The organism is Haloplanus sp. GDY1, assembly GCF_023703775.1.
In the GTDB taxonomy this organism is placed as follows: Archaea; Halobacteriota; Halobacteria; order Halobacteriales; family Haloferacaceae; genus Haloplanus; species Haloplanus halophilus.
Genome location: NZ_CP098514.1, coordinates 742495 through 761333 on the forward strand (window position 1 = coordinate 742495; position 18839 = coordinate 761333).

The 18839-nt window shown below is 70.4% G+C and carries 21 protein-coding genes; 16 read left to right on the forward strand and 5 right to left on the reverse strand.

Annotated features, from left to right (window positions below):
• Positions 1-73: 73 nt before the first annotated feature.
• The 4 genes from NBT67_RS04080 to NBT67_RS04095 all read right to left on the reverse strand — a co-directional run bounded on the left by NBT67_RS04080 (position 74) and on the right by NBT67_RS04095 (position 3970).
• Positions 74-1678: a TrkH family potassium uptake protein gene (locus NBT67_RS04080; protein WP_251343532.1), complete on the reverse strand. Its 1605-nt coding sequence runs from the start codon at positions 1676-1678 to the stop codon at positions 74-76.
• A gap of 49 nt (positions 1679-1727) precedes the next feature.
• Entirely contained in the window at positions 1728-3065 is a 1338-nt protein-coding gene (gene trkA / locus NBT67_RS04085; RefSeq protein ID WP_251343533.1) for a Trk system potassium transporter TrkA, read from the reverse strand.
• A 70-nt stretch (positions 3066-3135) separates the two neighbouring features.
• On the reverse strand, positions 3136-3678 hold the full coding sequence (locus NBT67_RS04090) for a type II toxin-antitoxin system RatA family toxin (protein ID WP_251343534.1): 543 nt from the start codon (positions 3676-3678) through the stop codon (positions 3136-3138).
• Between the two features lie 40 nt (positions 3679-3718).
• Positions 3719-3970, reverse strand: a complete 252-nt coding sequence (locus NBT67_RS04095; protein WP_251343535.1) for a hypothetical protein — start codon at positions 3968-3970, stop codon at positions 3719-3721.
• A gap of 102 nt (positions 3971-4072) precedes the next feature.
• Here NBT67_RS04095 and coaBC point away from each other — a divergent pair, with 102 nt between their 5' ends.
• From coaBC to NBT67_RS04170, 15 genes are all read left to right on the forward strand, one after another.
• Positions 4073-5227, forward strand: a complete 1155-nt coding sequence (gene coaBC / locus NBT67_RS04100; protein ID WP_251343536.1) for a bifunctional phosphopantothenoylcysteine decarboxylase/phosphopantothenate--cysteine ligase CoaBC — start codon at positions 4073-4075, stop codon at positions 5225-5227.
• Between the two features lie 140 nt (positions 5228-5367).
• On the forward strand, positions 5368-6435 hold the full coding sequence (locus NBT67_RS04105; RefSeq protein ID WP_251343537.1) for a monovalent cation/H+ antiporter subunit E: 1068 nt from the start codon (positions 5368-5370) through the stop codon (positions 6433-6435).
• Position 6436: 1 nt separating this feature from the next.
• Positions 6437-6718, forward strand: a complete 282-nt coding sequence (locus tag NBT67_RS04110; RefSeq protein ID WP_251343538.1) for a cation:proton antiporter — start codon at positions 6437-6439, stop codon at positions 6716-6718.
• Positions 6715-7053, forward strand: a complete 339-nt coding sequence (gene mnhG, locus NBT67_RS04115) for a monovalent cation/H(+) antiporter subunit G (protein WP_251343539.1) — start codon at positions 6715-6717, stop codon at positions 7051-7053. Before NBT67_RS04110 ends, mnhG begins: the two co-directional genes overlap by 4 nt.
• Complete coding sequence (locus NBT67_RS04120; RefSeq protein WP_251343540.1) at positions 7050-7586, forward strand: DUF4040 domain-containing protein; 537 nt, start codon at positions 7050-7052, stop codon at positions 7584-7586. The genes mnhG and NBT67_RS04120 overlap by 4 nt, the downstream gene beginning before the upstream one ends.
• Positions 7583-8131 (forward strand): MnhB domain-containing protein, encoded by a 549-nt coding sequence (locus tag NBT67_RS04125; protein WP_251343541.1) that lies wholly within the window; start codon positions 7583-7585, stop codon positions 8129-8131. Before NBT67_RS04120 ends, NBT67_RS04125 begins: the two co-directional genes overlap by 4 nt.
• Positions 8132-8497: a sodium:proton antiporter gene (locus NBT67_RS04130; RefSeq protein WP_251343542.1), complete on the forward strand. Its 366-nt coding sequence runs from the start codon at positions 8132-8134 to the stop codon at positions 8495-8497. It begins immediately after the preceding gene.
• On the forward strand, positions 8490-9980 hold the full coding sequence (locus tag NBT67_RS04135) for a proton-conducting transporter transmembrane domain-containing protein (protein WP_251343543.1): 1491 nt from the start codon (positions 8490-8492) through the stop codon (positions 9978-9980). Before NBT67_RS04130 ends, NBT67_RS04135 begins: the two co-directional genes overlap by 8 nt.
• A complete protein-coding gene (locus NBT67_RS04140) occupies positions 9977-11668 on the forward strand; it encodes a proton-conducting transporter transmembrane domain-containing protein (RefSeq protein ID WP_251343544.1) in 1692 nt (563 codons plus the stop codon). The genes NBT67_RS04135 and NBT67_RS04140 overlap by 4 nt, the downstream gene beginning before the upstream one ends.
• A complete protein-coding gene (locus NBT67_RS04145; RefSeq protein ID WP_251343545.1) occupies positions 11668-13413 on the forward strand; it encodes a Na(+)/H(+) antiporter subunit D in 1746 nt (581 codons plus the stop codon). The genes NBT67_RS04140 and NBT67_RS04145 overlap by 1 nt, the downstream gene beginning before the upstream one ends.
• A gap of 42 nt (positions 13414-13455) precedes the next feature.
• On the forward strand, positions 13456-13887 hold the full coding sequence (locus NBT67_RS04150; RefSeq protein ID WP_251343546.1) for a type IV pilin N-terminal domain-containing protein: 432 nt from the start codon (positions 13456-13458) through the stop codon (positions 13885-13887).
• Positions 13888-13983: 96 nt separating this feature from the next.
• Positions 13984-14679 carry a hypothetical protein gene (locus tag NBT67_RS04155; protein ID WP_251343547.1) on the forward strand — a complete coding sequence of 232 codons (696 nt, stop codon included), beginning with the start codon at positions 13984-13986 and terminating at the stop codon, positions 14677-14679.
• Positions 14680-14682: 3 nt separating this feature from the next.
• A complete protein-coding gene (locus tag NBT67_RS04160) occupies positions 14683-15393 on the forward strand; it encodes a Stp1/IreP family PP2C-type Ser/Thr phosphatase (RefSeq protein WP_251343548.1) in 711 nt (236 codons plus the stop codon).
• Between the two features lie 64 nt (positions 15394-15457).
• The gene (locus NBT67_RS04165) at positions 15458-16426 is read left to right on the forward strand and encodes a phosphoadenosine phosphosulfate reductase family protein (RefSeq protein ID WP_251343549.1); all 969 of its coding nucleotides are present in this window, start codon (positions 15458-15460) and stop codon (positions 16424-16426) included.
• 83 nt (positions 16427-16509) lie between these two features.
• Entirely contained in the window at positions 16510-17241 is a 732-nt protein-coding gene (locus tag NBT67_RS04170) for a diphthine--ammonia ligase (RefSeq protein ID WP_251343550.1), read from the forward strand.
• Here NBT67_RS04170 and NBT67_RS04175 read toward each other — a convergent pair.
• The gene (locus NBT67_RS04175) at positions 17238-18206 is read right to left on the reverse strand and encodes a nucleotidyltransferase family protein (protein WP_251343551.1); all 969 of its coding nucleotides are present in this window, start codon (positions 18204-18206) and stop codon (positions 17238-17240) included. The genes NBT67_RS04170 and NBT67_RS04175 overlap by 4 nt on opposite strands.
• Before the next feature lie 98 nt (positions 18207-18304).
• Here NBT67_RS04175 and NBT67_RS04180 point away from each other — a divergent pair, with 98 nt between their 5' ends.
• On the forward strand, positions 18305-18586 hold the full coding sequence (locus tag NBT67_RS04180; RefSeq protein ID WP_251343552.1) for a transcriptional regulator: 282 nt from the start codon (positions 18305-18307) through the stop codon (positions 18584-18586).
• Positions 18587-18839 lie beyond the last annotated feature (253 nt).

The window sequence follows — 18839 nt, forward strand, 5'->3', positions numbered from 1 at the left end:
TTCGTGCCCTCGGTTCGGGCTCCCTCGGAACTCCCGGTGACCACGTCGAGGTGGTGTCCACCAGTCGAGGGCGTCACTGCTGCCAGTATTCGGGCGTCAGCAGCACCAGCACGGGGAGGATCTCCAGCCGGCCGAGCCACATCAGCGCGATCATGAACAGCTTCGACGCCGCCGAGAAGTCGAGGTAACTCCCCATCGGGCCGACGAGGCCGAACCCCGGACCGACGTTGCCGAGGGTGGCGGCCACGGCGCTCATCGCCTCCAGCACCGACAGCGAGAGGCCGGTTCGACTGGCGTCGAGGAAGACCAGGATCGTCGCGACGAAGAAGATCACGAGATAGAGGAGCGTGAACCCGTAGATGCCACGGATCGCCCGCTCGTCGACCGTCCGGCCGCCGAGGCGAACCGGCCGAACGGCGTCGGGGTGGGCCGTGGTGAACAGCTCCCGGCGAAGCGACTTCAGGATCACGTACCACCGGACGATCTTGATCCCGCCGCCGGTCGATCCGGCGGAGCCGCCGACGAACATGGCAAAGAGGAGCAGGTACTGCGCCGGCCCGCTCCACGTGTTGAAGTCGATACTGGCGTAGCCGGTGGTGGTCACGATGGAGACGACCTGGAAGGTCGCGTGTCTGAGCGCCGGTTCGACCTCGCCGATCAGCGTCGCGCGGACGCCGGCGAGGTACGCGGAGTCGAACGAGGCGCCCGTGCCGACGAACTCGACCAGCCCCTCGCCGACGAACAGCAGGGCGGCGACGAGCCCCGTCAGGACCGCGACGACGCCCACGTAGAACCGGAACTCCGTGTCGCCGGGGAGGCGCTTCGGATCGCCGGTGAGCGCGTGCCAGAACAGCGCGAAGTTGGTCCCCGCGGCGATCATGAAGGGGATGACGAGCCACTGGACCGCCGCGGAGAAGGCCTCGATGCTCCGGGCCGCGGGCGAGAAACCACCGGTCGGCATCGTCGTCAGTGCGTGCGAGACGGCGTTGTACGCGGTCATCGCGTCCGCCATCCCGCCGAGGTGGAGGGCGTAGAGCAGGATCGCTTCGAGGACGGTGAATCCGAGGTACGCCCCCCAGAGCGCCCGCGCCGTCTCCGCGATGCGGGGCGTCAGCTTCTCGATGCCCGGCCCCGGCGCCTCCGCGTCCATCAACTGCGCCCCACCGACCGAGAGCTCCGGGAGGATGGCCACCGCGAGGACGACGATGCCCATGCCGCCGAGCCACTGGGTGAGCTGTCGCCACAGCATGATCCCGTGGCCGTGGGCGTCCAGCGAGATCCGTCCGAGGACGGTCGCGCCGGTGGTCGTGAAGCCGCTCATGCTCTCGAACAGGGCGTTCGCGGGGTTCGCGAGCGTCGACGCCGGGGCGGCCGCGGGGACCACGGGGGGCAGTCCGTGGGCCTCGACCAGGTACGGCACGGCGCCGACGACCGACACCGCCAGCCACGTCGCCGCGACCATCAGGAACCCCTCGCGGGCGCCGATGTCGGGATCGGGGCGCAGGCGTTCGAGCCCCCAACCGACCGCGACGGTCACCAGCATGGTGACGAGAAACGGCGCGACCGACTCGCCGTAGGCGAGCCCCACGACCAGCGGGATCGCCAGCGGCACCGACAGGTACTTGAGGACGCTCCCGACGAGGCTCAGACTCGCCCGGTAGTCGACACGGAGGGGCAAGGTTCGTACGTCGCTGTCCGGCGGAGGGGGCTTGAAACTGCTGACATCGTCACAGCGCCGGCGTCACCTCGTCGGCGACGCAGGCGTCGAGGAAGACGACGACGTGGTCGCCGGGCTGGATCACCGTGTCCCCGCGCGGCGTGATGAGGGACTCCTCGCGGGTGATGGCGCCGATGACGACCCCGTCCGGCAGGTCGGCCACCGACTCGTGGATCGGCCGCCCCGCGAGGACGCTCTCCTCGCCCACCTCGACTTCGAGCACCTCGGCCCGGTCGCTCTCGATGATGGCGACGTTCTCGGCGCCGCCGTCGCGGGTGAAACGCGTGATCTCCTCGGCGACCACCTCCCGCGGGTTGACGCCCACGTCGACGCCGACCGTCTCGAACAGTTCGACGTACTCCGACGCGTCGATGACGGCCACCGTCCGGTCGACGCCGAGCCGTCGGGCCAGAAGCGACACCAGCAGGTTCTTCTCGTCGGAGTCGAGCGCCGCGACGACGAAGTCGGCGTCGCCGACGTGTTCGCGCTCCAGGAAGTCCATGTCCGTCGCGTCGCTCTCCATCACCACCGCGTTCGGGAGTTCCTCGGCGAGGCGTCGGGCGCGCTCGGGGTCCCGTTCGATCAGTCGCGGCGTGAACCCCCGGTCGCCCAGCAGGCGGGCGACCTGGTAGCCGATCTCGCTGCCGCCGACGACGACCACCTCCTCGGCCCGTCCGGGGCGCTCCTCCGGAGCGATGGTCGTCGCGAACTCCCGGACTGCCTCGGGGTTGCCGATCACGACCACCCGGTCGTGCGTCTTGAGCAACGAGTCGCCGCGGGCGAGTTCCACCTCCCCGTTCCGGAGGATGGCGGCGAAGGTGAGGTCGTCGAAGCGGTCGGCCTCGGCGACGGACTGGTCGGTCACCGGGCTCCCCGGTGGGATCTCGAACTCCGCCATCTGGACGCGCCCGTCCGCGAAGGAGTCGACGTCGCGGGCGGCCGGGATGCCGACCACTCGGACGATGGACTCCGCCGCGAGCAGGTTCGTACAGACGACGAAGTCGATGCCGAAGGCGCGCTCGGAGCGCTCCCACGTCCGCAGATACTCGGTGTTCTTCACGCGGGCGACGGTGAAGGCGTCGCTCACCGCACGGGCCGTCCCGCAGATGACGATGTTCGTCTCGTCGTCGTCGGTGCTGGCGATGACCATGTCGGCCTCGTCGATGCCGGCCTCCTCCAGCGTCGAGAGCGAGGTGCCGTCGCCCTGCACTGTCAGCACGTCGAGCGAGTACGTCAGTTCCTCGACCCGGTCGCCGTCCCGGTCCACGACGACGATGTCGTGCGACCCGGCGAGGTCGGCGGCGATGCTCGATCCGACCTGTCCGGCGCCGACGATGATTATGCGCACGCTCGACCGCTCCCGGTGTGCATGCGCCCGAATCGTCGCGCCCGCGGTTTCACGATTTCGCTTCGCGGGCTCAGCCCACGCCGCTCGGCTCCTCGTGAACGACGAGTTCGACCTCCCGGCGTCGCCCTTCGAGGTCCGCGACGATGCGCTCGACGACCCGTTCGGCCTCCTCGACCAGGACCGGTTTCACCTTCTCGACCACCCAGTCGAGGGAGACGAACCGCGGCAGGTCGAGGGCGTCCCCACCCACGGAGTCGGGGTCGAACTCGACCTCCAGGTGGACGCGACAGGCCGGCCCCGTCGCGTCCGGCAGCGTCGCGGGCACGGCGTCGAGCGGTTCGACCCGCCACCGCCCCCGGGCGTCGACGTCCTCGGTCACCCGCCAGTCCAGTCGCTCCGGCGGGTCGGCCTCGGTCACCGTCGTGTGGGCGGTGTACGAGAGCTTCCACCACGCGAACCGGAGGTGATACCGGGTGCCCGGCGACCCGTCGCCCTCGGCGCGCACGTCGGTCAGGTACTCGGAGTACCGGGCGTACCGCGGGAAGTCGACGAGGAAGTCGTACACCTCCGCGGCCGGCAGGCGGACGACCGTGCTGACGTGGATGCGGTCCACGTGGACCCGTCGGACCGCGGCGAGGTAAGCGTTCCGCGGCCTAGAGCGGTTCGCCGCAGTACTCGCAGGCCTCGCCGGCCGCCGTCCGCGATCCGCACTGGGGGCAGTTCGTCCGGTCGGGGCCGTCCCGGTCGTCCGACTCGCCGAGCATCGCCGCCGCGCCGATGACGGCGATGCCGAGGAAGCCGGCGACGAACCAGCCGACCGGACCCATCATGAGGAGGAAGAAGCCGACGACTGCGGCGGGGAGGCCGAGCAGGACGTACAGCATGAGTTCGGATTCCCGGGTCACGGCTCCCCGTACACCGCCCACCCGAAAGCCGGTTTCGGTGACGACGACGCGCGCCGTCGTCGAACCGACGCTTAAGAGCCCTCGCCGCGAACGGCCGGACGAATGCTCGAGGGGACACACGTCGCGCTCGGAGTGACGGGGAGCATCGCGGCGGTGAAGACGGTCGAACTCGCTCACGAACTCCGGCGCCACGGGGCGTCCGTACGCGCCGTGATGACCGACGCCGCCCGCGGGATCGTCCACCCCTGGGCGCTGGAGTTCGCCACGGACCACCCCCCGGTGACGGAACTCACGGGCGCGGTGGAACACGTCGACCTCTGCGGGCGCGAGGGGTGGGCGGACGTCCTGCTGATCGCTCCCGCCACCGCGAACACCGTCGGCAAGGTGGCCGCGGCCGTCGACGACACGCCCGTGACGACCTGTGCGACGACGGCCCTCGGCGCCGGCGTGCCCGTCGTCGTCGCGCCCGCGATGCACGAACCCATGTACGACCACCCCGGCGTACTGGACGCCATCGAGCGCGTCGAGTCGTGGGGCGTCGACTTCGTCGACCCGCGGATCGAGGAGGGGAAGGCCAAGATCGCGAGCGAGGACGCCGTCGTCACCGCCCTCGCGCGGGCGACGACGCCGGATCCGCTGGCCGGCAGACAGGTCGTCGTCACCAGCGGCGCCACCACGGAGTCGGTCGACCCCATCCGGACGCTCTCGAACCGCGCCTCGGGTCGCACCGGGCGGGCGGTCGCCCGCGCCTGTCACGTCCGCGGCGCGTCCGTGACGCTCGTCCACGACGGCCCCGACGTCCACTACGCCGACGTTCGGCGGGTCGAGAGCGCGGCCGAGATGCTCGACGCCGTGAGGTCGGCCGTCGACGGCGCGGACGCCCTCGTCTCGGCCGCCGCCGTCTCCGATTTCACCGTCGAGCGCGCGCCGGAGAAGATCCGCTCCGGCGAGCCGATCACCCTCGAACTCGAGCCGACGCCGAAGCTGCTGGACACGGTCCGGGCGGACCACCCCGACCTCACGATGGTCGGGTTCAAGGCGGAGACGAGCGGCGACGACGACGCGATGGTCGAGCGGGCGCGGGCGCTCCGGGACCGCGTCGGCCTCGCTTTCGTCGTCGCGAACGACGCCTCGGTGATGCGCGAGGCGGACACCCGGGCCCTGCTCGTCGACGCGGACGCCGTCGACCGCTACGAGGGGTCGAAACTCGGCCTCGGGGGTCGGATCGCCGAGGACCTCGCCGACCGCCTCGATTGAGCGGCGGACCCGGTCGCGGCCCCGGACGCCCCCCGCTGGCTCACCGTATAGCAATAGTTATGAAAGCGGAACCGAAGCCTACACGATGACAAGGATGAACGGGGGAGCCACCGCTCGGGTCGCCGGAGGTCGACCACCGGATGGCGGCTGACCACGAGCGAGACGTGCTCGTCCCGGTCGGCGACTCGGAGACGCTTCGGCGGACAGTGACGTACGCGGTCGAACGCGCCCACGAGGCGGCCGTGGACGCCGGCGAGCGGACGACGATCCACTTCGTCTTCCCCGCCCGCTGGCGCATCTACGAGACGGATCGGGAGAACGTCGCCTCCGCGTCGTCGCTGCTCGACCGGGTCGTCGCCTGGGCCGAGGAGGACCTCGACGGGCTGATCGGCGAGGACCAGATTGCGACCGTCGCCTTCGAGACGGCGACCGTCGGCACGGACGAGTACGTCTTCAGCCCCGGCGACTTCGCCGCGGTGATCGCCCGCTACGCCGACGCGAACGAGGTCGGTCGCGTCGTCGTCGACCCCTCGTTCCGTCCCGGCGGGAGCGTTCCCCTGCTGCGCTCCTTCGAGGAAGAGCTCGCCGAACGGGGGTTCGACGTGTTCGAGGCGCCGGTCACTCGTCAGACCCGTCGCCGCCTCCCCTTCACCGAAATCGGCCTGCCCGAGTTCCTCCTCGTCTTCGCCGCGTCGCTGCTGTTCTATCTGGCGCTCGGTGGCTGGCACGTCACCGACGCCTACGAACTGGTCACGGGCGTCGCGACGGCGGGGGTCGTGACGCTCACGCTCGCCCGCGTGACGATGAAAAGCGAGGTGCCGCGACTCCGGTACATCGGCGCCACCGTCCTCCGGATGGCCGCCTACACGCCGATCCTGCTCTGGGAGATCACGAAGGCGAACGTCGCGCTGGCGTACGTGGTCCTCCATCCCAGCCTCCCCATCGAGCCGCGAACCGTCGAGTTCGACGCCGCGGTGTGGGGCGACATGCCCGTCACGACGCTCGCGAACTCCATCACGCTGACGCCGGGGACGCTGACCGTCGACGTGAGCCGACAGCACTTCATCGTCCACGCGCTGATCCCCGACGCCGAGGACGACCTGCTGGAGGGGACGCTCGAACGCCTCGTCCGCTTTGTCTTCTACGGCCGGGAGTCCGCGCGCATCCCGTCCCCGCTCGAACGCCGGGACGACGAGGGGGGGAGCTGAGATGGTCTCGGAGACCCTCTCGACGATATTCCTCGGCGCCGCCGGGGCGTTCGCGCTGTTCGCGGTGGCCCTGCTCTACCGGGTCGTCCGCGGCCCGACCACGCAGGACCGCATCGTCGCCATCAACGTCGTCGGGACGAACACCGTCATCGTCATCGCGCTGGTGAGCGTCGCCCTCGGCGAGTACGGCTACCTCGACGTGGCGCTGGTGTACGCCCTGCTCAACTTCGTCATGAGCATCGCCGTCTCGAAGTTCACCGTCGAGTGGGGTGGCGTCATATGACGCCCGTCGAGTACCTCGCGGCCGCGCTCGTCATCGGCGGCGTCTTCTTCGGCTTCGTCGCCACCGTCGGGCTGCTCCGCCTGCCCGACCTCTACTCGCGGCTCCACGCCGCCTCCAAGAGCGACACGCTCGGGTCGGTGCTGGCCATCGCCGGCACGGCGGCCGCCCTCGGCCTCACCACCGAGTCGATGAAGATGCTGTTCTTGGTGCTCTTTCTGTTCCTGACGAGCCCCACCGCCGCCCACGCCATCGCCCGCGCCGGCAAGGAACAGGAGGTCGACCCCGTCGGCGAGGAGGCCGCCTGGCGCGACGAGGACGGGGGTGAGGCGAGATGAGCCTCACCGCCCCCGTCGCGGTGGTCCTCGTGTTCATGATCGGGAGCGCGCTCGCGGCCGCCGTCCTCAGGGACGTGGTCGGCAGCATCGTCGCCTTCGCCGGCTACAGCTTCGGCGTGGCCGTCCTCTGGGCGTTCCTGCGGGCGCCCGACGTGGCGCTCACCGAGGCGGCCGTCGGCGCCGGCATCACGACGGTGCTCTTTTTGCTCACCATCGCCCGAACCTCCGTCTCGCGCTCCGAGCGGTTCGAGGGGATCGGCCTCCGGTCGACCCTGGCCGTCGTCGCCATCGTCGCCACCGTCGGCGCGACGGTGCCGGCCCTCCCTGCCGTGGGAGCCGCCGACACCCCGGTCCTCGCCGGCGAGGTGAGCCAGCACTACCTCGACAGCGCCTACGAGGAGACCGGCGTGACGAACGTCGTCACGGCCGTGCTGGTCGGCTACCGCGGGTTCGACACGCTGGGCGAGGCGGCCGTCGTCTTCGCCGCCGGCATCGCCATGTTGCTCGTGCTTCGACGGGAGGCGTTCGTATGAGCGAGCGTGACGCGTCGGGGCCGGAGACTGCGGACACAGCGGCGGACGCCGACGGCCGCCTCACCCGCCCCGCCGAGGACCGCCCGCCCTACGTCGAGAGCACGATCATCATGACGACGGTGCGGGTCATCGCCCCCTTCGTGTTGACCCTCGGGGTGTTCGTCATGTTCCACGGCGCGAGTTCCGCCGGCGGCGGCTTCCAGGGCGGCGTCATCGCCGCCACGACCGTCGTGATGCTCGGGTTCGCGTTCGGCATCGAACCGATAGCGGCCCGCCTCCGGAACTACCACCTCGCCGGCCTCGTCCTCTCGGGGTTAGGTGCCTTCCTCCTCGTCGGCTTCGGGGGCTACCTCCTCGGCGGCACGTTCCTGCAAGTGCCGGCCTACGAGGCGCTCGTTCACCACGGTAGCAAGTACAGCATCGAAGTCGTCGAAATCGGCATCGGCGTCATCGTCGCCGGCGTCATCACCGGGCTCTTCTTCCTGCTCGGCACCGGCGTCGACACCGCCCGTGAAGCGACCGAACCCGGATCGGAGGACGGATAGATGATCGAACTCCTGACGACCAAGTACACGTACCTCACGGTGGTGGTGTTGCTCGCCATCGGCGCGTACGTCATGATCGAGAGCGACAACTTCGTGAAGAAGATCATCGGCATGAACATCTTCCAGACGGGCATCTTCGTGTTCTTCATCTCCGCCGCGTACCGCGCGGGCGGGCGCTCGCCGGTCGTTCGGAGCGGCGGTGGCGGCGGCCCCTTCGTCAGCCCGCTCCCACACGTCCTGATCCTCACCGCCATCGTCGTCGGCGTGAGCCTGACGGCCGTGGCGCTCGGCCTCGTCGTCCGCATCTACGAGAGTTACGGCACCATCAACGAGGACACCCTGGAGGAGGTGCGGGCGAATGACTGAGACGTACCTCCCCCTGCTGGTCGCGGTGCCCCTGCTCGGCGCCCTGCTCGCCGTGGCGACGGGGCTGGCGTCGACCCGCGGCCCCGCGCTGGTCGCCCGACTCGTCCTCGGGGTCCAGACCCTGCTTGCGGTCTGGATCGGTGGCACCGCCCTCGCGCAGGGCTCCCTCTCGGTCGCCGTCGGCGGGTTCGCCGCCCCGTACGGCATCGAACTCGTCGTCGACGGCCTGTCGGCGGTGGTGGTCGTCCTCGTCGCCGTCGTCTCTTTCGCCACGCTCGCGTTCGTGACCGAGGACGACCCCGGCGGCACCGCCTTCTACGCCCAGTACCTCCTGCTCGTGGCCGGCCTCTCGGGGATGTCCGTCACGGGCGACGTGTTCAACCTCTACGTCTTTCTCGAGATCACCGGACTGGCGACCTACGCGCTGGTCGCCTCCGCCGGGACGGGCCGCTCGGCGGTGTCGGCGCTCAAGTACCTGCTGTTCGGCACCGTCGCCGCCTCGCTGTACCTGCTCGGCGTCGGCTACGCGCTCGTGGCGACGGGGACGCTCAACATGGCCGACCTCGCGGTCGAACTCGCGCGGGTGGGCTACGACTCGCCGCTCGTGCTCGCCTCCTTCGGCTTCATCGTCGTCGGCCTCGCGACCAAGGCGGCGCTGTTCCCGCTGCACACCTGGCAGCCGGACGCCTACGGCGACGCCCCGGACAGCGTGAGCGCGCTGATCGCCGCTCTCGTCTCGACGGTGGCGGCCTACGCCCTGCTTCGCCTGGTCTACACCGTCTACACGCCGGCCTTCTTCGACGCCGTGCCCGTCGCCCGCGACGCGCTGGTCGCCGTCGCGGCGATCAGCATCGTCGTCGGGAGCGTCCTCGCCGTCGCCCAGTCCGAGGTGAAGCGGATGCTGGCGTACTCCTCGGTGTCGCAGTACGGACTGGTCGTCGTCGGCGTCGCCATCGGGACGCCGGCGGCCGTCTTCGGCGCCGTCGTCCACCTGGTCGGCCACGCGATCATGAAGGGCGGCCTGTTCGTCGCCGCGGGCGCCGTCGCGGATCTGACCGGCGCCCGGACCGTCGAGGAGTACGCCGGTCTGGCCGACCGCTTCCCCGTCCTCGGGGGGGCGAGCGCCGTCCTCATGCTCGCGATGGTCGGCGTCCCGCCGGCCGTCGGCTTCGCGGGCAAGTGGTACATCGCGCTCGGCGCCGTCCGCGCGGGCACCTGGCCCGTCGCGGTCGTCATCTTCGGCTCGACGCTCCTGACGCTCGCGTACTTCGCGCTGCTGGTCGAGCGGATGTTCGTCGCTCCCGCCTCCGCGAGCGTCCAGGCGGCGACCGACGGGGGAAGCGACGACCACCCGTCACGGCCGAGTCGCCGCGCGCTCGCCCTCGTGATCGGTGCCGCCGCCGTCGCGCTCGTCCTCGGCGTCGCCGTCACCGACCTCCAGACCGCACTCGAACCGACCATCGACACGCTCCTCTCTCAATGACCGACGTCGCCTCACTCAGACCGGCCCTGGCCGTCGCCGTCGCGGCGGCCGCCGTGGTACCGATCCTCGCGTCCGCGCGCCGACCGAACCTCCGGGAGGCGTGGACGATACTCGCGGCCGGGGGCGCCTTCGCCCTCGTCGCCAGCATGCTCCCCGGCGCCCTCGCCGGGACGGTCCGCGTCTCGAACTTCGGCCCCCTGGTCGCCGGCGTCGAACTCTCCCTGCGGGCCGACCCGCTCGGGATGCTCTTCGCGGCCGTCGCCAGCCTGCTCTGGCTGGTGACCAGCTTCTACAGCGTCGGCTACATGCGCGGCCTCGACGAGGACGAACAGACCCGCTACTTCGCGGCGTTCGCCGCGAGCGTCGCCGCCGCCCTCGGCGTCGCCTTCGCGGCCAACCTCGTCACCCTCTTCGTCTTCTACGAACTCCTGACGGTCGCCACCTACCCGCTGGTCACCCACGACGAGACGCCCGAGGCCCGGGCCGCCGGTCGCAAGTACCTCGCGTACACCTTCGGCGGCGGCGTGGCCGTCCTCGCCGGGACGGTCCTGATCGCCACGACGACCGGCACCACCGACTTCACGGCGGGCGGCATCGCCGCCCTCGCGGGCGCCGACCCGCTGCTCGCGCGGGCGGCGTTCGTCCTCCTGATCGCCGGCTTCGGCGTCAAGGCCGCGCTCATGCCGCTTCACTCGTGGCTCCCCGACGCGATGGTGGCGCCGACGCCCGTCTCCGGCCTGCTGCACGCCGTCGCCGTCGTCAAGAGCGGCGTGTTCGGCATCGCGCGGGTCGTCCTCGACGTCTACGGCGTCGATCTGACGGGGTCGCTCGGGATGGGCCTCCCGCTCGCCGCCGTCGCCGCCGCCACCCTCCTGCTCGCGAGCGTCATCGCGCTCCGGCAGGACAACCTCAAGCGCCGGCTGGCGTTCTCGACGGTGAGCCAGCTCTCCTACATCGTCCTCGGCATCGCCATCCTCGATCCGCAGGCCATCGTCGGCGGCCTGCTGCACATCCCCGCCCACGCGTTCATGAAGCTCACCCTCTTTTTCACCGCCGGCGCCATCCACGTCGAGACCCACACCGACGACATCAGCGAGATGGCCGGCATCGGGAAGCGCATGCCGCTGACGATGCTCGCGTTCGGCGTCGCCGCCGCGGGCATGGCCGGCATTCCGCTGGTCGCCGGCTTCGTCAGCAAGTGGTACCTCCTGCTCGGGAGCGTCGGCGCCGGCCAACCGCTGTTCGCCGTCGTCCTCCTGCTCTCGGGCGTCCTCAACGTCGCGTACTTCTGGCCCGTCTTCTACCAGGCCTTCTTCGAGAGCGAGGACGACCACGACGCCAAACCCCTCGTCGAGTTCCCCCTCGGTGGCGAGTCGCGGTCCATCCTGCCCGACGAGCCGACCTACGACCCCGACCCCGTGACCGACGGGGGCCACGCCGACGGCGCTGACGACGGAGACGCCCCCGAGGAAGCGCCTCACGGCGGTCACGAGAGCCACCACGGCGGCCCGCCCGCCGACGGCTGGGAGCGCCGCGGCTGGACCGGCGGGGAGAGCACGTGGTTCATGCTCGGCCCCATCCTCGCGGCGATGACCGGCGCCGTCGTCCTCGGCGTCGTCCCCGGCACCGCCGTCTTCCTCCGCCTCGTGAAGGTCATCGTGACCGCGGCGACGGGGGTGGCCGTCTGATGGCGAGCGCGCTCACCGCCCTGCCGCCCGTCGTCGTCGTCCTCGCCGCGGCGCTCGTGACGGGGGTCGCCGGTCGGCGTCTCGGCCACCTCGTCGGCGGCCTCACGACCGCGCTCGTCACCGCCTGGATCTGGCTCCTCCCCGAGGGGACCCACCTGACCGGGACGCTGTTCGGCTTCGACGCCGTCTTCCTCCGGGTCGACCCGTTCTCGCGGGTCGTCGGCCTCGTGTTCGCCTTCATCGCCACCGTCGCCGTCGGCTACTCGTGGGCGACCGACGCGAACGAGCGCCAGACCGCCTACGCCCTCACCTACGTCGGCTCCAGCCTCGGCGCCGTCTTCGCCGGCGACTGGCTGACGATGGTCGTGTGGTGGGAGCTGATGGCCGTGACCAGTACGATCCTCGTCTGGGACTACGGCGGGGAGGCCGTCCGGGCGGGCTTTCGCTACGCCGTCCTCCACGGCATCGGCGGCAGCCTCGTCCTCGGGGCCGTCGCGTGGCACTACGTCGAGGTCGGCTCCTTCCTCTTTTCGGCCGCCCCCGGGGGGATGGTCGGGACGATTCCCCAACTCCTGGCGGCCATCGGCATCGGCGTCAACGTCGGCTTCATCGGTCTGCACGCGTGGCTGCCCGACACCTACCCCCGACCACACATCGCCGCGAGCGTCTTCCTCTGTGTCTACACGACCAAGACGGGAGTCTACGCCATGTACCGCGCCTTCCCCGAGGGCCACCTCTGGATCGCCTACATGGGCGGGGCGATGGCCGTCTTCGGCGCCGCCGCCGCCCTCCTCCAGAACGACATGCGTCGCCTGCTCTCCTATCACATCCAGTCGCAGGTCGGGTACATGGTCGCCGGCGTGGGCATCGGCAGCGCGCTGGCGCAGGCGGGCGCGTTCGGCCACGTCTTCAACCACATCCTCTACAAGAGCCTCCTGTTCATGACCGCCGGCGCCGTCGTCTACCGCACCGGCGAGGAGAACCTGAAGTACCTCGGCGGTCTCGCCCGGAAGATGCCCGTCACCGCCGCGGCCTTCACCGTCGCCGCGCTCTCCATCGCCGGCTTCCCGGGGTTCAACGGCTTCGTCAGCAAGGGCATCGTCATCTCCGCCAGCCACTACACCTTCGTGAAGGGGCCGCTCGTCGTCGGCGACGTCTACACCCTCGAACTCCTGCTTCTGATCGGCGGCGTCGGAACCTTCCTCTCCTTTATCAAGTTCGGCTACTACGCCTTCCTCCACGGGCCGTGGGAGGGCGACGCCGTGACTCCGGCGCCGCGGGCACAGCAGACCGCGATGGTCCTCGTCGCCGGGCTGTGCGTGTTCTACGGCGTCTTCGACGGTGCGCTGTTCGGCCTGCTCCCGTTCGACGTGACCGACGAAGCCGTCGTCGCGCACGTCTATCACACCTACACCGTCCCCCACGTGATCGAGGGGCTCGCGCTCGCCGCGGCGGGCGTCGTCGGCTTCGCGGTCCTGAAGAAGCCGCTGTCGACGGTCGGACGGGTGCCCGACGTCGACGCGGGCTACAACCCGCTGGTCTTCTACGGGACGCGCGCGCTCGTCGTCGGCGTCACCGAGACGTACGCCGCCGTCGACCGGGTGGCCGTCGGCCTCGCCGACCGCGCCGCCGCCGTCCGCGCCGACCCCGCGGCGCTCTCGCGGTTCCGCGCGAACATCGGCGGGAGCATCTTCATCCTGATGGTCGTCCTCGGCGGCGTGCTGGCGTGGCTTGGCATCGTGTAATCGGGCGTACGCTTTTGTCGGTGGATTCCCTCCGTGGAATCGATGGACCTGCACCGGTTCGTGACGGCCGAGGGCGCCCAGAGCGAGGTGGTCGGGACCGTCCTGCTGGTCGCCATCACCGTCGTCGTCGCCTCGACCGTCGGCGTCTTCGCGTTCGGCCTCGTCGGAACGGGCGAGATTCCGCGGCTGGCGCTCGACTTCGAGTTCGGCGAGTCGGACGTGACGATCACCCACGAGGGCGGGAACACGGTCACGACCGACGGGACGCTCCGGACCCGCGTCAGCGAGGGGACGCTCGCCGGCGACGACTGGGCGGCCCTCGACGGCCCCATCGAGTCGGGGGCGAACGTCACGCTCACCCACCGGGACGGCGGGGTCGACCCCTGGGACGGCGAGACGGTCAGCGTCGCGTGGCGGAGCGCCGACGGCGAGACGTCGGCGGTGATCGCCCGGGAGCGGGCGCCCACGTCGTGACGGGTGTCCGCGAGGACGACGACGCTAATCGGTCGACTGCGCCGAACCGTGTCCCGACGTTTTACATTGTGACACGCGTGATAGTCACACACGCCTATGAGGGGATATCTATCCGCGGCCGACGCGGACGGGGGGCGGATTCCGCTCGACTCGCGCACGGAACTGTATCGGAAGGCCGACGAGAACAACCGGGTGGTCGCGGAGTCGGAGGGGACCGTCCGGCCGCTGGGGGTGGCCGACGCAACGGTGTCCCGCAAGACGGACGGCCGGGCGCCGGTGACCCTCGTCCCGCGCTCGGAGTTCGTGGAGATCAGAAACGACGGCAACACCAACGGCGTCACGGTCACGACCGGCGGCGACGAGTTCGACGTCGAGGAGGGGTTCGTCGAGACGGTGGCCCGCGACGCGACCATCACACTCGGCTACCGAACGACCCTCCGGCTCACCGTCGAGCGCGAGGCGAGCGTCGAACGGAACGTCGTCCACCAGGGGGAGGGCGACGTGGTCGTCGGCGATCAGACGAACGTGGACCGGAGCCGGACCGTCGGCGACGACAACGTCATCAACCGGTCGCTCGGCGGGGACGGCGACGGCGCGGCAGACGCCGTGGACACGTCCGAACGGGGCGGGTCGGGGCCGTCCTACTGCGTCGACTGCGGGGCGAAACTGACCGGGGACGGCGCCTGTCCCGAGTGCGACCGGGGCGACGCCACCGACACGAGGCAGTTCTGCGAGCGCCACCAGCGAACCTACGTCGGCGACGCCTGCCCGGAGTGTCGCCGCTCGGCGTGACGGATGACGCGAACCACCGCCGCCGCGACCGACGTCGGACGGGCCCGCGACCACAACGAGGACGACCTGCTGGTGACCGCCGTCGGCGACTGGACGCTCCTCGCCGTCGCGGACGGGATGGGCGGCCACCGCGCCGGCGACGTGGCCAGCGAAACCGCCCTGGAGGGGTTCGAGTCGGCGCTCGTCGACCGTCTCGGCGGGACCGACGACGTGACGGCGTCGCTCAGGGCGTCGGTCGCGGCGGCGAACGAGCGCGTCCGCGAGCGGGCGACCGACGGCCGGGAGGGGATGGGAACGACGCTCGTCGCCGCCCTCGTCCGGGACGGCGAGGCGAGGGTCGTCAACGTCGGCGACAGCCGCGCGTACCACGTCACCGAGTCCGCCATCGACCGGATCACGACCGACCAGTCGGTCGTGCGGTCCCTGATCGAGGAGGGGGTGATCGACGAGTCCGAGGCCGACGACCACCCCCAGCGACACGTCCTCTCGCAGGCCCTCGGCACGAGCGAGGACGTCGAACCGGACGTCTACGAGCGGTCGGTCGAGGGCACCCTCCTGCTCTGTTCGGACGGGCTGACCGAGGAGGTGTCCGACGCCGCCATCCGCGACGTCGTCGCCGACGAGCCCCCGGACGCCGCCGTCGACCGACTCGTCGACGCCGCGAACGAGAACGGCGGCAGCGACAACGTCACCGTCGTTCTCGCCGAGGAGTGACGACGGTCGCCCGAAACGCGATGCATAAGGCACTTTACCTCCGGTAATTATATCTCATTACACGATGACCGAGTTCCCCGACTACCTCGACGTCGACTACACCGACGGCGAGGGCGAGACGCCGGACGACTATCCGACGCTCGAAGACAAGATCGAGAAGGCCATCGCGGTCACCCGCACGGGCCTCGAGCAGTACGAGAACCCCGCCGTGATGTGGACCGGCGGGAAGGACTCGACGCTCACGCTCTACTTCATCAAGGAGGTGGCCGAGCAGTTCGACCTCGAGACGCCGCCGGCGGTGTTCATCGACCACTACCAGCACTTCGACGCCATCCACGACTTCGTGGACCACTGGGCCGAGGAGTGGGACCTCGACGTCATCTACGCCCGCAACGAGGACGTGGGCGCGTACGTCGACGAACACGACCTGGAGCCGGGCGACGAGATTCCGGTCTCGGACCTCTCCGAGCACAACCGACACCACGTCCGCGAGATCCTGGAGTACGAGGAGGACACCTTCCCGTTCCTGCTCGACACCTACGTCGGCAACCACCTGCTGAAGACCGTCGCGCTCAACGACGCCCTCGAGGAGTACGGCATCGACGGCGTCATCTCCGGCGTCCGCTGGGACGAACAGGAGGCCCGCGCCGACGAGACCTTTTTCAGCCCGCGTCACGACCCCGACATCTACCCACCCCACGACCGCATCCAGCCGATCCTCCAGTTCGCGGAGCGGGACGTGTGGGACGCCTTCTGGAACTACGTCGTCCCCGACACGGTCGCGGAGTTCCCGGACGACGGGTACGTCCCGCAGGCCGACGACGACCTGCCCAACGGCCTCACGCAGGCCGACATCCCGGTCAGTCCGAAGTACTTCGCGGGCTTCCGGTCGCTCGGCAGCGAGGTCAGTACCGAGAAGTCCGAGGAGGAACCCGCGTGGCTCCAGGACATCGAGAACACGACGGAGCGCGCCGGCCGCGCCCAGGACAAGGAGGACCTCATGGAGCGCCTCCGCGACCTGGGCTACATGTGAGGATCCGTCGCCCCGAACCGCGCGACGTCGGCGGGCGGTAACGGACCGCAGTCCCTAACCCCACCCGCCTCCTATCGCCGCCGATGACCGACAAGTGGGCCAGCCTCTTCTCCGGCGGCAAGGACTCCTCGTGGGCGCTGTACCGCGCGCTCGAACGCGGCCTCGACGTGGAGCGACTGGTGACCGTCCACCCCGGCGAGGACTCCTACATGTATCACGTCCCCGCGACGGACCTCGCCGCCCTCGCAGCCGAGAGCGTCGGTATCGAGTTGCTGGAGGTCGACCCCGACGACCTGGGCGCCGCGGCGGCGACCGACGCGGGAGCCCAGGGCGACGCCGAACTCGAACCCCTCGAAGCGGCGCTCCGGGACCTCGCGGCCGAGATCGATCTCGCCGGCGTCACCGCCGGTGCCGTCGAGAGCGAGTTCCAGACGAGTCGGATCGAGGCGATGTGTGAGCGCCTGGGGATCGACCTGTTCGCGCCGCTCTGGCAGCGGGATCCGGTCGAACTCGGCGAGGCGATGCTCGACGCCGGGTTCGAGATCCGGATCGTCCAGGTGGCGGCCGCCGGCCTCGACGAGTCGTGGCTGGGTCGCCGCCTCGACGCCGACGCCCTCGACGAACTCGTCGCGCTCAACGAGGCGTACGGCGTCCACCCCCTCGGCGAGGGCGGGGAGTTCGAGACGCTCGTGACCGACGCGCCCCACATGCGCCGACCGATCGAACTCGCGTGGGAACCGGTGTGGGAGGGGACGCGCGGCCATCTGAAGATCACGGACGCACGCCTCGCTCCGACCGACGGATCGAGCGGTTAGGCCCCGTCCGTCATCGTCGAGTGCGCGCCGATGAGCGCGTCCGCCAGGTCGAGGTTCTCGATGCGGGTCTCCTCGTCGATGATCGATCCGCGGACGTCCGCGTCGCGGATGGTCGCGTTCGGGAAGACGACGGTGCGTTCGAGCGTCGAGTCGGCCACCTCCGCACCCGCCATCACGTGGACGTTCCCGCGGAGCGTGGCGTTCTCGACGGTGGCCGTCGGATCGACGCGCACGTCGCCGTCGAGATGCCAGGCCACCGCGTCGAGGTAGCTCTCGGGGGTACCGATGTCGAACCACGCGCCGTCGAAGGTGAAGGCGTGGACGGGGCGTCGGTCCTGAATCCACTGGACGAACCACCCCGGTTCGTCGGGGTTCTCGCCCGCCGCCAGATACTCCTCGAACAGGGAGAGGGTGTCCGCGGGGAAGGCATAACAGGCGATGGAGACGAGCGTGCTCTTGGGGTCGTCGGGTTTCTCCTGGAAGTCGACGACCCGGTCGCCGTCGATGTCGACCAGCCCGTAGGACTTGGCGCGCTCCTTCGACCCCACGTCGTAGGCCGCGAGGGCGGGCGTCCCCGTGGCCTCGAAGAAGTCGACGAACTCCGAGAGGTCGAAGCTGATGAGGTTGTCGCCGGCGACGACGAGCAGGTCCTCCTCGACGCCCTCGCGGTCGATGAGCTGGGCGAGGGCGCCGACGACGCCGAACTTCTCGTCCTCGGCCGTCGTCTCCTCGACGGAGAGCGTCGGCTTCTCGAACTCGCTGTCGGCGATGTAGTCGGCGAACTCGTCGGCGAAGCGCTCGTTGGTGCTGACGTACACCTCCGAGACGCGGTCGTCGGCCTCCAGATCCGCAAACACCGTGTCGATGACCGTCGACTCGCCGACGGGGAGAAACATCTTCGGCCGATGCTTGGTGATCGGCCAGAGCCGCGTCGCGTACCCGCCAGCCAGAACGATAGCCTTCATACGGAGACCGACCGACTACAGTGCCAAGTTTGTTTTGTATCGCCGTCCCGGTCGGCCGTCGCAGAAAGGGATTTGAGCGCCACCCGAGAACGAGGGGTATGGAGTCCACGACACGGGAGCGCATCGTGGCCGCCCTCCGGGAGGAGGCCGCGACGCCGAGCGAACTCTCCGCCCGCGTCGACACCGCCCGGTCGGCCGTCTACGACCATCTCCGACACGTCGCCCGCTCGCTCTCCGGGACCGACGAGCGACTGCTCGTCTCGCCGCCGACCTGTCGGGACTGCGGGTTCGACGGTTTCGACGACCCGATCAACCACCCCTCGAACTGCCCCGAGTGCCGGAGCGAGAGCGTCGCCGAGCCCGCCTTCCGGGTCGACTAGTCCAGATGACAGGCGCTCTCCCGGAGCGGGCCGAACGCGCCGTACAGTTCGTCGGCCGCGTCGTCGGCCCGCCCGGCGAGGAGGGCGTCGATCGCCGCCCCGACGGCGCGTTCGGCGTCCGAGTCCGAGAGGGGTTCCGGGAGGCGGAAGGCCGCCCGCACCGCGAGGCGGTCGATCCCGCCCTCCCGGTCGCTCCCCTCGACGCACCGCTCGCGGAGGCGGTCGGTCACCGCCGCCGACGGCGCGTCGACGA